At 62.4% G+C, this 14995-nt stretch carries 13 protein-coding genes and 1 riboswitch; of the genes, 11 read left to right on the plus strand and 2 right to left on the minus strand.

The window, feature by feature from the left end:
- Window positions 1-271 precede the first annotated feature (271 nt).
- Window positions 272-1321: an ABC transporter substrate-binding protein gene (locus D3879_RS08070; RefSeq protein WP_119953536.1), complete on the plus strand. Its 1050-nt coding sequence runs from the start codon at window positions 272-274 to the stop codon at window positions 1319-1321.
- A gap of 75 nt (window positions 1322-1396) precedes the next feature.
- A complete protein-coding gene (locus D3879_RS08075) occupies window positions 1397-2206 on the plus strand; it encodes a class II aldolase/adducin family protein (RefSeq protein ID WP_119953537.1) in 810 nt (269 codons plus the stop codon).
- A 24-nt stretch (window positions 2207-2230) separates the two neighbouring features.
- On the opposite strand, the gene D3879_RS08080 is transcribed toward D3879_RS08075, so the two are convergent.
- A complete protein-coding gene (locus D3879_RS08080) occupies window positions 2231-3679 on the minus strand; it encodes a TolC family outer membrane protein (protein WP_119953538.1) in 1449 nt (482 codons plus the stop codon).
- 231 nt (window positions 3680-3910) lie between these two features.
- Window positions 3911-4017: riboswitch (TPP riboswitch) on the plus strand.
- 99 nt (window positions 4018-4116) lie between these two features.
- Here D3879_RS08080 and thiC point away from each other — a divergent pair.
- Window positions 4117-6000, plus strand: a complete 1884-nt coding sequence (gene thiC / locus D3879_RS08085) for a phosphomethylpyrimidine synthase ThiC (RefSeq protein ID WP_119953539.1) — start codon at window positions 4117-4119, stop codon at window positions 5998-6000.
- A gap of 187 nt (window positions 6001-6187) precedes the next feature.
- On the plus strand, window positions 6188-7480 hold the full coding sequence (cytX, locus tag D3879_RS08090) for a putative hydroxymethylpyrimidine transporter CytX (protein ID WP_119953540.1): 1293 nt from the start codon (window positions 6188-6190) through the stop codon (window positions 7478-7480).
- Between the two features lie 234 nt (window positions 7481-7714).
- On the opposite strand, the gene D3879_RS08095 is transcribed toward cytX, so the two are convergent.
- The gene (locus tag D3879_RS08095; RefSeq protein ID WP_119953541.1) at window positions 7715-8461 is read right to left on the minus strand and encodes an RsiV family protein; all 747 of its coding nucleotides are present in this window, start codon (window positions 8459-8461) and stop codon (window positions 7715-7717) included.
- A 337-nt stretch (window positions 8462-8798) separates the two neighbouring features.
- Between D3879_RS08095 and D3879_RS08100 the strand changes: the two genes are divergently transcribed.
- The 7 genes from D3879_RS08100 (at window position 8799) to D3879_RS08130 (ending at window position 14988) form a co-directional block, all read left to right on the plus strand.
- Complete coding sequence (locus D3879_RS08100; RefSeq protein ID WP_119953542.1) at window positions 8799-9416, plus strand: NUDIX domain-containing protein; 618 nt, start codon at window positions 8799-8801, stop codon at window positions 9414-9416.
- Window positions 9407-9859: a DUF1249 domain-containing protein gene (locus D3879_RS08105; protein ID WP_119953543.1), complete on the plus strand. Its 453-nt coding sequence runs from the start codon at window positions 9407-9409 to the stop codon at window positions 9857-9859. The genes D3879_RS08100 and D3879_RS08105 overlap by 10 nt, the downstream gene beginning before the upstream one ends.
- A gap of 121 nt (window positions 9860-9980) precedes the next feature.
- Window positions 9981-10796 carry a 3',5'-cyclic-AMP phosphodiesterase gene (cpdA, locus tag D3879_RS08110; RefSeq protein ID WP_119953544.1) on the plus strand — a complete coding sequence of 272 codons (816 nt, stop codon included), beginning with the start codon at window positions 9981-9983 and terminating at the stop codon, window positions 10794-10796.
- A gap of 144 nt (window positions 10797-10940) precedes the next feature.
- Entirely contained in the window at window positions 10941-11558 is a 618-nt protein-coding gene (locus D3879_RS08115; RefSeq protein ID WP_119953545.1) for a YqiA/YcfP family alpha/beta fold hydrolase, read from the plus strand.
- Window positions 11559-11579: 21 nt separating this feature from the next.
- Window positions 11580-13469 carry a DNA topoisomerase IV subunit B gene (gene parE / locus D3879_RS08120; RefSeq protein ID WP_177412382.1) on the plus strand — a complete coding sequence of 630 codons (1890 nt, stop codon included), beginning with the start codon at window positions 11580-11582 and terminating at the stop codon, window positions 13467-13469.
- On the plus strand, window positions 13469-14467 hold the full coding sequence (locus D3879_RS08125) for an esterase-like activity of phytase family protein (protein WP_119953547.1): 999 nt from the start codon (window positions 13469-13471) through the stop codon (window positions 14465-14467). The genes parE and D3879_RS08125 overlap by 1 nt, the downstream gene beginning before the upstream one ends.
- On the plus strand, window positions 14464-14988 hold the full coding sequence (locus tag D3879_RS08130) for a retropepsin-like aspartic protease family protein (protein ID WP_177412384.1): 525 nt from the start codon (window positions 14464-14466) through the stop codon (window positions 14986-14988). The genes D3879_RS08125 and D3879_RS08130 overlap by 4 nt, the downstream gene beginning before the upstream one ends.
- Window positions 14989-14995 lie beyond the last annotated feature (7 nt).

A 14995-nucleotide genomic window follows, 5' to 3' on the forward strand; every position in this document is an offset into this window, starting at 1 on the left:
AATTGCGACTCAGTAGTTTCGATTTGCGCCCGCTCGCTGGGTGCGCTCCACAAAAACAACAAGAGGAGATGTGCCATGGGCCGATGGTTATGGCTTCAGTCGCTTCGTCAGGGTTGCGGGTTTTGGCTCGATGCCGGTCATGCCCAGCTTTCCCGATGCGCCCCGCCGATCAGCCCGGCACTCCCGTCTAACCCTTTGCAGAGCCGTCGTCGCCAGTCGTGATGAGACTGCCTTCTCTCGCTCCGCTAAGGACTCAGAAGAGGAACTACTGATGAAAACGCACAAAAATAAAAACGCTTTTTATCCATTGCTCCTGGCCATGACCGCTGGTCTTGGCAGCGCCCAGGCAGCGGAAAATATGGTCGTGGTCGGTTATGGCGGCGCGGGGCAGAAAGCCCAGGACGCAGCCTTCTTCCAGCCCTTCGGCACCGCAGACGGCAGCCCGCTGATGCAAAGCGAATACAACGGTGAGATGGCCCGAATCAAAGTGATGGCCGACACCGGCAACGTCGATTGGGATGTGGTGCAGATCGAAGGGCCGGATCTGGCGCGCGGTTGTGAAGAGGGGATGTTCGAGCGGCTCGACTGGAATCAGCTCGGGCGTGCCGATCAGTTGATTCCGGATGCGGCGCAAGACTGTGGTTCGGCGGCGCTGGTGTGGAGCGTGGCGATTGCCTACGACACCGACAAGCTGGCTCAGGCGCCGGCCTCCTGGGCCGACTTCTGGGATGTGCAGAAGGTCCCGGGCAAGCGTGGGCTGCGCAAGCGTGCCGTCTACAACCTGGAGTTCGCCTTGTTGGCCGATGGGGTGAAAGTCGAGGACGTCTATACCGTGCTGGGTACGCGTGAAGGAGTCGATCGGGCTTTTGCCAAACTCACCGAGTTGAAACCCTATATCCAGTGGTGGGAAGCGGGCGCGCAACCGCCGCAGTGGCTGGCTTCCGGCGACGTGGTGATGACTTCGACCTATAGCGGCCGTGTCGCTGCCGCCGCCCAGGAAGGGCACCACCTGGCGCTGGTCTGGCCGGGCAGCCTGTATGGCATGGATTACTGGGCGATCATCAAGGGTTCCCAGCATGCCGAGCGGGCCAAAAAATTCATCGCCTTCACCAATCAGCCGGACGCCCAGGTCAACTATGTCGAACACATCCCCTATGGGCCGACCAACAAGCAGGCTGCTGAGCGCCTCGACCCCAAGCTGGCCAAGTGGGTGCCGACCTCACCGCAGAACCTCGCCGGCGCGCTGCCGATGAACGTGGAGTTCTGGGTCGATCACGGTGAAGAGCTCGAGGAACGCTTCAATTCCTGGGCGGCCAAGTAAGCTGCATGAGGTCGGGCGCCGCAGGGCGTCCGGCCGGCTTGCGCAATCGCGCCGGCAACTACGAGGGTTACGAGGATGAAAGACATCGCAGGAGCCGCTACGGCGACTGGGCATGCTGCGCTGATAGAGCGCTCGGCGACGGAACAGCGGTTGCGCCAGGAGTTGGCGGCTTGTTATCGGTTGATCGCGCACTTTCGCATGACCGACCTGATCTTTACGCACATCTCGGTGCGTCTGCCGGGGCCTGAACATCATTTTCTGATCAACCCGTATGGTTTGATGTTCGAGGAAATCAGCGCCTCGAATCTGGTCAAGATCGGCCTCGATGGGCGAGCGGTCGAGCCCTCGCCCTATCCGGTCAATCCGGCGGGTTTCGTGATTCACAGCGCTATCCATGGCGCTCGCGACGATGCGCAGTGCGTGCTGCACACGCATACCAAGGCCGGCTGCGCCGTAGCGGCTCAGGCCTGCGGGCTGTTGCCGGTCAACCAGATATCCCTGGAGTTCTACGGGCGGGTCGCCTATCACGACTATGAAGGCATCGCCCTCGACCTCGACGAACAGCAGCGGCTGGTACGCGACCTGGGCGACAAGCCGGTGTTGATGCTGCGCAACCACGGCCTACTGACCGTGGGCGAGACGGTCGCGCAGGCGTTTTTGCGTATGTATTACCTGGAGAAGGCCTGCGAAATTCAGCTGGCAGCGCAAGCGGGCGGTGAGCTGGTGCTGCCGGCGGCGTCCGTCTGTGAACACACCGAACGCCAGTTCAACGACCCAGGGCGAGCGCTGGTAGAGGGTGAGTTGAGCGATCCGGACGGGCCGCAACTGGCCTGGGCTGCCTTGCTGCGGTTGCTCGACCGGGTGGCGCCGGATTACCGCAACTGAGCGGGCTTGGCGTCACGTTCTACCTCAGTATTCCGGGCTAGAGCGCAGGCTGGTTTCGGCGGCTTTGGCCAAGTCCGGCGGCAGGAAGTCCTTGTCCGGGTTGTAATCGGGTTTGAGGAAGCGCGCCAGGGCCTCCAGATCCGCCGGGCTGAGGGTGCCGGCGGCCTGCTTCAGGCGCAGGTTGTCGAGGATGTAGTCGTAACGCGCGTCGTTGTAGTCGCGCACCGAGCTGTACAGCTGACGCTGGGCGTCGAGCACGTCGACGATGTTCCGCGTACCGACCTGATAACCGATTTCCGTGGCTTCCAGGGCGCTCTGGTTGGAGATGATCGACTGCTTGCGGGCCTGGACGGTTTCCACGTCGGTATTGACTGCGCGATACAGGTTACGGGTGCTCTCGACGACTTGCCGGCGCAGGCTTTCACGCAGTTGCTCGGTCTGGTTCAGGCGCTGGTAGGACTCACGCACCTGGGAACTGGTCAGCCCGCCGCTGTAGATCGGGATGTTCAGCTGCAGGCCGATGCTGCGTTGCTCCACGTCGCCACCGAAGGGCTCTTGGCCGGGCAGCGAAGTGCCGGTGTTGCTGAAGCCGAGGCTGTCATTGTCGCCGCGCTGGTATTGCGCGACCGCGTCCAGAGTCGGCGCATGCCCGGACTTGCGCTGACGCAAGGTCTCTTCGGCGGCATTGACCGCGTAGTTGCTGGCCTGCAGGTTGAGGTTCTGCTGCGCGGCGGTATCGACCCAGGCCTTGGCATCATTCGGCGTCGGCGCCAGCACCGGCAGGGTGTGCTTGATTCCTTCGACGGCGTTGTAGTCGCGGTTGGTCAGAGTGATCAAGGCCTGGAACGCATCATCCACCGCGCGTTGCGCGAGGATGCGGTTGGCCCGTGCGGTGTCGTAACTGGCCTGGGCTTCGAGGACGTCGGTCTTGTCCGACAGGCCGACATCGAAGCGCTCGTTGGCTTGATCCAGTTGGCGCTTGAAGGCGGCTTCCTCGGCCTTGGTCGAGGCCAGGGTGTCCTGGGCGCGGAGCACGGCGAAGTAGGTTTCGGCGCTTTGCAGAATCAGATTCTGCTCGGTGGCCGACAGCTCTATGGCCGCCTGCTCGTTGGTGGCCTCGGCGGCTTGCAGCTGGAACCAGCGATCAGCACGGAAAATCGGCTGGCTGAGGGTGGCTTGATACACCGTGCCGCTGCGGTTGGCCGTATTGGACGGCTGATCCAGCTTGGTGCGGGTGTTGCTCATGTCGGCGCCGGCGGACAGGTTCGGCAGCAGGCCGGCACGGGCTTGCGGCACCACTTCTTTACGCGCCTGGTAATCGGCCCGGGCGGCGGCCAGATCGGCGTTATTGTTCACGGCCTCCTGGTAGACGCTGACCAGGTCGGTCTTGGCTGACAGGGGGGCTTCCTCTGCCCAGGCCAGTCCGCTGGAAGCGGAGGCCACGGCGAGTGCCAGTGAGAGTCTGCGCAGCATGCTAATCATCCTAATCATTTGGCCTAATTTGGCGGTGATAGGCAAGGCTAAGGGGCGCCGCCAAGGGGGTCAAGCGCGCAGATAGCGGCGTGAGTGTAGTTTGCAACAAGCTATGTTGCTTCGCGGGAACAATCGGCTGTGCCGCTATCGAGTGCGTCATTTTCCGACGGGCTGGTCAGGGTTTTTTGACTTGTGGGTTGGTTTTCTCGGCGCGGCTTGATTAGACTGGCCACGTTCTTGTCGGGGTGCCTTGAGTTGAAGGCTGAGATCGGATAATTCCGGATTCCGTTGAACCTGATCAGGTTAACGCCTGCGTAGGGAACAAGATTTCTCGCCTCCTCGGCGAGTCCTCTAGCACCAGTCCTGGTGTGCCAACGCCCCGCCCGATCAGGCTCGCTCCGACAATCCACGCCCTGGATGATGTTTGGAGAGCCATGATGACGATACAACAACAAAAGAATTTGAGCGAAAGCGCTCAGGTCGACCAGCAATCGGTACAACCCTTCACTCGCTCGCAGAAGATCTACGTCGAAGGCTCGCGCCCGGACATTCTGGTGCCGATGCGCGAGATCAGCCTGGACGTCACGCCGACCGACTTCGGCGGCGAGATCAATGCCCCGGTCCTGGTCTATGACACCTCCGGCCCTTACACCGACCCGGCTGTGCAGATCGATGTGCGCAAAGGCCTGGCGGATATCCGTTCGCCGTGGATCGAGGCGCGCGGCGATACCGAGCGGCTTGCCGGTCTGAGTTCGCACTTCGGCCAAGAGCGCCTGAGCAATCCCGAGTTGACCGCCATGCGCTTCGCCCATGTGCGCAACCCGCGCAAGGCCCGCGCCGGCGCCAACGTCAGCCAGATGCACTATGCCCGCCAGGGCATCATCACGCCGGAGATGGAGTTTGTCGCGATCCGCGAAAACATGAAGCTGCAGGAGCACCGCGCCGCCGGTCTGCTCGATCAGCAGCATGCCGGCCATAGCTTCGGCGCCAGCATTCCGAAAGAGATCACCGCCGAATTCGTTCGCGAAGAAATCGCCCGCGGTCGCGCCATCATCCCGGCCAACATCAACCACGTGGAGCTGGAGCCGATGATCATCGGCCGCAACTTCCTGGTGAAGATCAACGGCAACATCGGCAACAGCGCCCTGGGCTCCTCGATCGAGGAAGAAGTGGCCAAGTTGACCTGGGGCATTCGCTGGGGCTCGGACACGGTGATGGACCTGTCGACCGGCAAGCACATCCACGAAACCCGCGAGTGGATCATCCGCAACTCGCCGGTGCCGATCGGCACCGTGCCGATCTATCAGGCGCTGGAAAAGGTCGGCGGTGCCGCCGAGGACCTGACCTGGGAGCTGTTCCGCGACACCCTGATCGAACAGGCCGAGCAGGGCGTGGACTACTTCACCATTCACGCCGGGGTGCTGTTGCGCTATGTGCCGCTGACCGCCAAGCGCGTCACTGGCATCGTCTCCCGTGGCGGCTCGATCATGGCCAAGTGGTGCCTGGCGCACCATAAAGAGAACTTCCTCTATACCCATTTCGAAGACATCTGCGAAATCATGAAGGCCTACGACGTCAGCTTCTCGCTGGGCGATGGCCTGCGTCCGGGCTCGATTGCCGACGCCAACGACGCAGCGCAGTTCGGCGAACTGGAAACCCTCGGCGAGTTGACCAAGATCGCCTGGAAGCACGACGTGCAAACCATGATCGAAGGTCCCGGCCACGTGCCGATGCAGTTGATCAAGGAGAACATGGACAAGCAGCTGGAATGCTGCGACGAGGCGCCGTTCTACACCCTGGGCCCGCTGACCACGGACATCGCGCCCGGTTACGACCACATCACCTCCGGCATTGGCGCGGCGATGATCGGCTGGTTCGGCTGCGCCATGCTCTGCTACGTGACGCCGAAGGAGCACCTCGGCCTGCCGAACAAGGATGACGTGAAGACCGGGATCATTACCTACAAGATCGCCGCCCACGCCGCCGACCTCGCCAAGGGCCACCCAGGCGCGCAGATCCGTGACAACGCGCTGTCCAAGGCCCGCTTCGAGTTTCGCTGGGAAGACCAGTTCAACCTCGGCCTCGACCCGGATACCGCGCGCGCTTATCACGATGAAACCTTGCCGAAGGACTCGGCCAAGGTCGCGCACTTCTGCTCCATGTGCGGACCGAAGTTCTGCTCGATGAAGATCACCCAGGAAGTGCGCGAATACGCCGCCAACCAGCGCATCGAAGCGGTGGATGTGGCCGTCGAGGACGGTTTGCGCGAACAGGCCGAGCGGTTCCGTCAGGAAGGCAGCCAGCTCTACAAAAAGGTCTGATCCATAAGATCGTTCCCATGCTCTGCGTGGGAATGTCTCTCTGGACGCTCCAGCGTCCGCTCTTCTGACGCGGAGCGTCACGGGCTGCGTTCCCACGCCGGAGCGTGGGAACGATCAAGTTATCCGGGTCAGCCCCTCACTCAGGTGAGGGGCTTTTCTATTTATAACTTCTAGGCAGTTCGCCATTGTGAATAGCGCTCCTCTCAGCACTTACGCACCCTCCATTGCGGTTCCGCTCACGCAGCGGGTCTTTGGTCTGCGTGATCTGTTTTCCCTGTGGTTCTCCCTCGGCATCGGCCTGATGGTGCTGCAGACCGGCGCACTGCTGGCGCCGGGGTTGGGCATGGCCGGCGCGCTGTTGGCGATTCTGCTCGGCAGTGCCGTCGGCGTGCTGCTGCTGGCCGCGGTCGGGGTAATCGGTAGCGATACCGGCCTGGCCTCGATGGCGGCGCTCAAGCTCAGCTTGGGCCGCCGCGGTGCCGCCTTGCCAGCGCTGCTGAACCTGCTGCAGCTGATTGGCTGGGGCGCCTTCGAAATCATCGTCATGCGCGATGCCGCCAGTTTGCTTGGCTCGCGTAACTTTGGTGCCGACAGCCAGTGGGCCAACCCCACGCTATGGACGCTGGCCTTCGGTGCACTGGCGACCTTGCTGGCGGTCAGCGGGCCACTGGCCTTCGTCCGCCGGGTGCTGCGCCGCTGGGGTATCTGGCTGCTGCTCGCCGCCTGCGTTTGGCTGACCTGGAATTTGCTGGCCAGGGCCGATCTGCCGGCGCTGTGGGCGCGGACTGGCGATGGTTCGCTGCCGTTCGCCCTGGGCTTCGATATCGCGATCGCCATGCCGCTGTCCTGGCTGCCGTTGATCGCCGATTACTCGCGATTTGGCAAACGTGCCGGCGGTGTGTTTGGCGGCACCGTGCTGGGTTTCTTCCTCGGCAACTTCTGGTTGATGAGTTTGGGCGTGGCATACACCTTGGCGTTCGCAGAGAGCGGCGATGTGAATACTCTGCTGTTGGCCCTGGCCGGGGCGGGGATGGGGATTCCGCTGCTGCTGATTCTGCTCGATGAGTCAGAAAAAGCCTTCGCCGATATCCATTCGGCGGCGGTCTCCACCGGTATCCTGCTGCCGCTGTCGGTGGAGCGCCTGGCGCTGATCATCGGCGCGATCTGCACCTTGATCGCCTGGTTCGCGCCGCTGGCGCAATACCAGAACTTCCTGCTGCTGATCGGTTCGGTGTTCGCGCCGCTGTTTGGTGTGGTGCTGGTCGATCACTTCATCCTGCGCCGCCGCGCCAGCATCACGGCACCTGCCGGGTTGCGCTGGGCGGCTCTCTCGGCCTGGGCCGGCGGTGTGGCGGTCTATCACCTACTGGCGCATTTCTATCCGGGCGTCGGGGCGACCTTGCCGGCCCTGGTGCTGGCCGGCGTATTGCAGTTCGGTCTGGGTAGCATGAGCGTACGTAAGGTGGCTTATTCGTCGTGAACGAAACAGCCGCTAGCGGCCTGAGCGGTTGATTCGTTTAGCTGTCGAGGTATCTGTATGAGCTGGGTTTCATGAGGCGCATCCATGCACCTCGCCCTACGGGCAGCTAAAGCTGTACAAAACGGCTTTCCTGCCGTTTTGTCGCTGCGCTCTACCCAGCCTACGGAGTCAGGCGCCAGCAGAAATAATTGGCCCGCTCCTACGGTTATCTACCCGCCTGAAAAAGATAGTCGCTCAGCCTCGGCCGGGGAAGTACTGCGGCTTCAGAATACCGTTGAGGCGTGGATAGGGAATCTTCAGCTCGGGATGGCCGGAAGCGTACGGACCGATGCTGTAGACCGCGTACTTGAGGGTCACCGCGCCGAAGGTCAGGGCCACGTTCTCGGTCGGCTGAAACGGCCAGCTCTTGACGAATTCGGGATCCTGGTCGAGCTTGTTCGCCACCAGCCAGCCCTGGTGCGCCAGTTGTGCGGCTTGCCAGAAGGCCTGCTCCTGACCAGGCAGCAGCATGTCTTGCAGGGTTAGCGCCCTGTGCAGCTTGCGATCGTAATTGATGAAACGCCGCCCGGGCATGCCGTGGGCGCCGCCGGTGGACAGGTAGCTGGACAGTTCGATAATCACCAACCCGTCATGCTGCTCGCGTACTTTCGCTTGCAAGTAGCTGTTCCAGCCGGGCTCCGCGGACTGGAGAAAGGCCTGTTCATAGGCTTTTAGCGAGGCGGGCAGTTGGGCGTCCGGGGAGTCGCCGGTCATTTCCAGCAACTCATGCTCGATCAGGCTGTTGAGCGCAGGCTCTTCGGCGAAGCTAAGCGTGTCGATGTTGACCAGTGGGCAGTCGTCACCCTGGCAGCCGGCTTGAGTGTGTTCCCAGGCCAAGCGCTCGGCGCTGATCGGCGCGTTGGGATCTGCCTGGAACAAACTCTGGCAGGCGCCTAAGGTCAGAGCCAGGGTGGCGAAGAGGGTGACTTTCAGCAGTTGCATGGCATTCCTTGGCGGTTCCGGGATTTCAATGAAGGTCGGGGTTCGACTGTCGCTGGCGAGCTGAGTTCGCTGCTCGTGGTCTGTACGGCTAGTTCGTTAGCTCAAGTTCGGATGCCTGGAGTCTCGAGACAAGGCGCGGCAACGCAGTATCGGGGCTTCAGGCGCCGAAGTTGACTAATGGAGCTGGCCACGCAGGCCGCTAGACCAACAGAATCGGCTGAGTATCCTGGCAGCCCGAGAGCGATCTTGAAAGGGGCTGCGGTGGTTGAACAGGCGCGCTAGGATGACGTGAAGCCAAGGACTTTTCAGGCTCGAACCAGTCAGGAGTGGGGAACCGATGAGCGACACTTTTATCCCAGGCCCAGAGGCTGTCGAAATCGTCGAACGGGAAAATTGTTTCCGCGGTTTCTACAAGCTCGACCGTGTGCATTTCCGTCATCGCCTGTTTGCGGGAGGCATGGGGCCGCAGATCAGTCGCGAACTGTTCGTGCGGCATGATGCGGTCTGCGTACTGCCCTACGACCCAAAGCACGATTGCGTGGTGCTGATCGAGCAGTTCCGCATCGGCGCCCTGGATAAGAGTCCGAATCCGTGGCTGTTAGAGTTGGTGGCTGGATTGATCGACCAGGATGAAGAGCCGGAAGACGTGGCCCGCCGCGAAGCCGTAGAGGAAGCCGACTTGACCCTCGGCGCGTTGTGGCCGATCAGCGTGTACTACCCTTCGCCGGGAGGTTCGGACGAGCGGGTTCACCTGTTTGTCGGGCGTTGTGACAGTGTGGGCGCTGGTGGCGTGCACGGGCTGGCCGAGGAAGGGGAGGACATTCGCGTGCATGTCTTGCCGCTGGAGGACGCCTTGGCGGCGGTACGCGATGGGCGTATCGACAACGCGGCGAGCATCATTGCGTTGCAATGGCTGGCACTCAATCGTGCCGAAGTGAGGGGATTGTGGGTGTAAACCTGCTGCGTGAACGTTACCGGGTCGACCTGATCGGGCTGCAGGCCGCGTGTGAGGCCAACTACGCGCGGCTGATGCGCCTGTTGCCGGCGATGCGTGACGAACGAAGCTCGCGCCGGGTGGCCTTGAGTCAGGGCGAGCGTTTGCTCGGTGTGCTGGCGCTGGATGTATTGGAGGCCTGCCCCTACACCACCACCCTGCAAGTGCGCCAGGAACATAGTCTGCCCTGGCTGCCGGTGCCGCAGCTGGAAGTGCGGGTCTACCACGATGCACGCATGGCAGAAGTGATCAGTGCGGAGAATGCGCGACGTTTTCGCAGCATTTATCCCTACCCGAATGCAGCGATGCACCAGCCGGATGAGAAGACCCAGCTCAACCTGTTTCTCGGCGAGTGGCTGAGCCATTGTCTGGCCTGCGGTCACGAGTTGGAGCCGGTGCGCTAGCAGTATCAGACGGTTCCTATTGCTTAGTGCTTGCTAACTGTGATCTATGCCCGCAACGCGGCTTTACCGTTACCCGCTTGAGCCACCATAATGCCAGCGATCCCGCTCAAGGAGACGGTCCTTGCCGAACTCGTCCACTCTCGCTGCTGATTCCTCAGTGCTGCTGGTGCAGTTATCCGATAGCCATCTGCTCGCTGACGCGCACGGCAAACTGCTCGGCATGGACACCCAGGACAGCTTGCAGCGGGTGATTGAACGGGTGCTCGAAGAACAGCCGCAGATTGATCTGGTGCTGGCCAGTGGGGATATCTCGCAGGACGGTTCGCTTGAATCCTATGCACGCTTTCGCCAACTGACCTCGGTGATTGCGGCCCCTGCACGCTGGTTTCCGGGCAATCACGATGAACTGCCAGCCATGCGCAGCGCAAGTGTCGAGAGTGAACTGTTGGAGCCGGTGGTGGATCTCGGCGGCTGGCGGATCACCTTGCTCGACTCATCCATCCCGGGCGCGGTGCCTGGTTATCTGGATGAGCAGCAGCTCGGCTTGCTCGCGCGGTCGTTGAGCGAAGCGCCTGAACGACACCATTTGATCTGCCTCCATCACCATCCTGTGTCGATTGGCTGCCGTTGGATGGAGCCGATTGGGCTACGTAACCCCGATGAACTGTTCGCCGTGCTGGATCGCTTCCCACAGGTGCGGGCATTGCTCTGGGGGCATATCCACCAGGAGTTCGACCAGCAGCGTAACGGCGTGCGTTTACTCGCCTCGCCGTCGACCTGCGTGCAGTTCGCCCCCGGTAGCGAGGAGTTTCAGGTCGACCAGGAGGCGCCGGGCTATCGTTGGCTGCGCCTGCATGCCGATGGCCAGCTGGAAACCGGGGTATCGCGGGTTACCGGTATTCCCTTTGTCGTGGACTACAGCGTCAAAGGTTATTGAGCCGATCCAGGTTGTGGGAAAACTACTGCGCTCGGCTAGACGGCCTGGATTGCCTGAGTTTGCCCATCTCATGTTAAAAGTTGGCTGACCAAGGCTCGCGAGGCTTTGCTAAAGTGCGCGGCAAACGGTTTAGGAATCGCCCGCGTGTTCGCTGAGACCCCTTCTCTTCTATATATACATGGCCTCAACAGTTCGCCGGCTTCGCACAAGGCCAGCCAATTGCTGCGCGTTATGCAGCGTCTGGGGTGGGGCGAACAACTGCGCGTGCCGGAGCTGCACCATCACCCGCGGCAAGCCATCCGGCAACTGGAGGCGGCCATTGCCGAGCTGGGCCGGCCGGTGCTGGTCGGCAGCTCCCTTGGCGGCTACTATGCGACCCACTTAGCCGAGCGGCATGGCCTGAAGGCCGTACTGATCAACCCGGCGGTCTGCCCGCACCGGTTGTTCGAAGGCCACCTCGGTACGCAACAGAATTATTACAGCGGTGAGACTTGGGAGCTGACGGCCGATCACGTAGCAGCTCTGGCCGAGCTGGAAGTGCCGCCGCCAAGTGATCCGGCGCGTTATCAGGTGTGGCTGCAGACCGCTGACGAGACGCTCGATTACCGCCAGGCCGAGGCTTACTACCGCGGTTGTGCGCTGCGGATCCAGGCCGGTGGCGATCATGGTTTTCAGGGTTTTGCCAGCCGCTTGCCCGCGCTACTGGCTTTCGCCGGTTTTGCTTCCGCCAACTGGCGTGATTTCGATTTTTCCGACATTTAACGACTGACGATACGAGACCCCATGGCCAGTTATAACGCAGACGCCATCGAAGTCCTCTCCGGCCTCGATCCGGTGCGCAAGCGCCCGGGCATGTACACCGACACCAGCCGGCCCAACCACTTGGCTCAGGAAGTCATCGACAACAGCGTCGACGAAGCCCTGGCCGGCCATGCGAAATCGGTGCAGGTGATTCTGCATGAGGACAACTCGCTGGAAGTCAGCGACGACGGCCGCGGCATGCCGGTGGACGTTCATCCGGAAGAGGGCGTGTCGGGCGTTGAACTGATCCTCACCAAGTTGCACGCCGGCGGTAAGTTCTCCAACAAGAACTACCAATTCTCCGGAGGTCTGCACGGCGTCGGTATTTCCGTGGTCAACGCGCTGTCGACCAGCGTCGAGGTGCGGGTCAAGCGCGACGGTAACGAATACCGCATGACCTTCGCCGATGGTTTCAAGGCCAGCGAGCTGGAGGTGACCGGCACTGTCGGCAAGCGCAATACCGGCACCAGCGTGCACTTCTGGCCGGACCCCAAGTATTTCGATACGCAAAAGTTCTCCGTCAGCCGCCTCAAGCATGTACTCAAAGCCAAGGCCGTGCTTTGTCCGGGGTTGGCGGTCAGTTTCGAAGACAAGGCCAGTGGCGAGCGCGTCGAGTGGTATTACGAAGACGGTCTGCGCTCCTATCTGGTGGATGCGGTCACGGAAGTCGAGCGGCTGCCCGATGAGCCGTTCTGCGGCAACCTCGCCGGTAACAAAGAGGCGGTGGATTGGGCACTACTGTGGCTGCCGGAAGGTGGCGAGAGCGTGCAGGAAAGCTACGTCAACCTGATCCCCACCGCCCAGGGCGGCACCCACGTCAACGGTCTGCGCCAAGGCTTGCTCGACGCGATGCGCGAGTTCTGCGAATTCCGCAGCTTGCTGCCGCGCGGGGTCAAGCTGGCACCGGAAGACGTCTGGGAGCGAATCGCCTTCGTCCTCTCGATGAAAATGCAGGAGCCGCAATTCTCCGGGCAGACCAAGGAGCGCCTGTCCTCGCGTGAGGCGGCGGCGTTCGTCTCCGGGGTGGTCAAAGACTCCTTCAGTCTGTGGCTCAACGAGCACCCGGAGTTGGGGCTGCAACTGGCTGAGTTGGCGATCAACAACGCCGGCCGTCGCCTCAAAGCCGGCAAGAAGGTCGAGCGCAAACGCATCACTCAGGGCCCGGCCTTGCCCGGCAAGCTGGCAGATTGCGCCGGCCAGGACCCGATGCGTTCCGAGCTGTTCCTGGTCGAAGGCGATTCCGCCGGTGGCTCGGCCAAGCAAGCGCGCGATAAAGAGTTTCAGGCGATCCTGCCGTTGCGCGGCAAAATTCTGAACACCTGGGAAGTCGATGGTGGCGAAGTACTGGCCAGCCAGGAAGTGCACAACATCGCCGTGGCGATCGGTGTCGATCCGGGTGCGGCCGACCTGACTCAGCTGCGCTACGGCAAAATCTGCATCCTCGCCGACGCCGACTCCGACGGCCTGCACATCGCTACCTTGCTGTGCGCTTTGTTCGTCCGCCACTTCCGTCCGCTGGTGGATGCCGGCCACGTGTATGTGGCAATGCCGCCGCTGTACCGCATCGACCTGGGCAAGGAGATTTTCTACGCCCTCGACGAAGGCGAACGCGACGGCATTCTCGACCGCCTAGTGGCCGAGAAGAAGCGCGGCAAGCCACAAGTCACGCGGTTTAAAGGCCTTGGTGAGATGAACCCGCCGCAGCTGCGCGAGACCACCATGGACCCCAACACTCGCCGCTTGGTGCAGTTGACCCTTGAAGATTTCGACGCCACCCAGGAGCTGATGGACATGCTGCTGGCAAAAAAGCGCGCTGGTGATCGCAAGAGCTGGCTGGAGTCCAAGGGCGACCTGGCCGAGGTTCTGGCTTAATGCGAACGCTGTTCGCGGCGTTGCTGCTGGTTGCCACACCGGCGCTGGCGCAACCGCTGGAAGCGTTGCAACCCCTCGAAGAGTTGCAACTACTGGCGGAACAACCAGTCGAGGGTATGCCCGGCGGCAATTTGTCCGGGCTGGCCTGGTGCGGCGATGCGCTGTGGGCGGTTTCCGATCGCGAGGATGACCGGCTGTACCGACTCGCTGCAACTGGTGGCGTATTGCACGCTGAAGCCGAAGTGTTCCAAGCCCCGGCGCCGCCGGACAGTGGCCAGCCCTGGGGGCTGCGCATGCGCACCTGGGTGGCTAGCCTGGCGCGTGGCGGAGCCCTGGACTTTGAAGGCTTGAGCTGTGACGCCAAAGGCAATCGTTATCTGCTTAGCGAGGCTCATGCCGGCGTACTGCAGCTTCCGCCGGCGGGCGCGGGGAGCTGGTTGAACCTGCCGCCCGGCCTGGTGCGGCAGGCGCGCGCCAGTGGCATGTTGTTGCATTTCAATGCGCTGTTTGAGGGGATTGCCGTCGATCCGGCCGGCGAGCGTCTGTGGCTGGCCGCCGAGCGCGAGCGCCGGGGTTTGCTGCTACTGCATAAACAGCAGTCGAGCTGGCGCTGTACCGGCGGTTGCGTACTGCTGGCCGAGGGCGGCAGGGAGGCGCCTCCGGCGCAACTCGGCAGCCGGCCGCAGGCGCGGGATTTCTCCGATGTCGCGCTGTTCCAGGGCCGGCTGTTTACCCTGGAGCGTCAGGCGCACCGCATCTGCCGACGTAAGCTGGAGACAGGTCAGGTCGAGCACTGCTGGTCCTTCGCCAATGAAGTGCTGACGGACGCGCGTCGCTACAGCCAGCCGTTCGGCGTGGCTGAAGGGCTGTGGGTCGATGCGCAAGGTGCCTGGATCGGCGTGGATAACGGCCGCAAGACGCGTGGCGATGGTGAGAAGCGGCCTGTCGTCTGGCGTTTCGCTGCCCCCGCCGCCGGCGGCTGGAGCGAGACGCCGTGAGCACGCAAACCGTCGGCCAGCGTGCCGGAAGGGTGATGCTGGTGCTGGCCTGGGGCGCCGGCCTGCTGCTCGCTACCCATTTCTTCGGCCAGTGGGAGAACGAGCAGCGCAACCCCAATCAGTCGCCGACCTCGTCCCGCGGTGATGGCTATATCGAGGTGCGGCTGGCCAGTAATGGCCAGGGGCATTTCGTGTCCAGCGGACAGATCAACGGCGAAACCGTGTTGTTTCTCCTCGATACCGGCGCCACCGATGTGGCGATTCCGGCCGGACTGGCCAAGAGCCTCGGCCTCAAACGCGGCGCGCCGGTCACTTTAAGTACCGCGAATGGCCTGAGTAACGGCTATCGCACCCATCTCGAGCGCCTGCAGTTGGGCGATATCGTCCTGCACGATGTGCGCGCACTGGTCGCCCCCGGCATGGACGGCGACGAAGTGCTGCTCGGCATGAGTGCGTTGAAACAACTCGAATTCACCCAGCGCGACGGCACTTTGGTGCTGCGCCAGACCACTACTCAATGAGGCACGC

The sequence above is a fragment of the Pseudomonas cavernicola genome, from assembly GCF_003596405.1.
Taxonomy (GTDB): domain Bacteria; phylum Pseudomonadota; class Gammaproteobacteria; order Pseudomonadales; family Pseudomonadaceae; genus Aquipseudomonas; species Aquipseudomonas cavernicola.

Bases quoted from the DNA above. Each gene is read 5' to 3' on its own strand.
- D3879_RS08070 (WP_119953536.1), top strand. From the start codon at position 272: ATGAAAACGCACAAAAATAAAAACGCTTTTTATCCATTGCTCCTGGCC.
- D3879_RS08075 (WP_119953537.1), top strand. From the start codon at position 1,397: ATGAAAGACATCGCAGGAGCCGCTACGGCGACTGGGCATGCTGCGCTG.
- D3879_RS08080 (WP_119953538.1), bottom strand. From the start codon at position 3,679: ATGCTGCGCAGACTCTCACTGGCACTCGCCGTGGCCTCCGCTTCCAGC.
- thiC (WP_119953539.1), top strand. From the start codon at position 4,117: ATGACGATACAACAACAAAAGAATTTGAGCGAAAGCGCTCAGGTCGAC.
- D3879_RS08095 (WP_119953541.1), bottom strand. From the start codon at position 8,461: ATGCAACTGCTGAAAGTCACCCTCTTCGCCACCCTGGCTCTGACCTTA.
- D3879_RS08100 (WP_119953542.1), top strand. From the start codon at position 8,799: ATGAGCGACACTTTTATCCCAGGCCCAGAGGCTGTCGAAATCGTCGAA.
- parE (WP_177412382.1), top strand. From the start codon at position 11,580: ATGGCCAGTTATAACGCAGACGCCATCGAAGTCCTCTCCGGCCTCGAT.
- D3879_RS08125 (WP_119953547.1), top strand. From the start codon at position 13,469: ATGCGAACGCTGTTCGCGGCGTTGCTGCTGGTTGCCACACCGGCGCTG.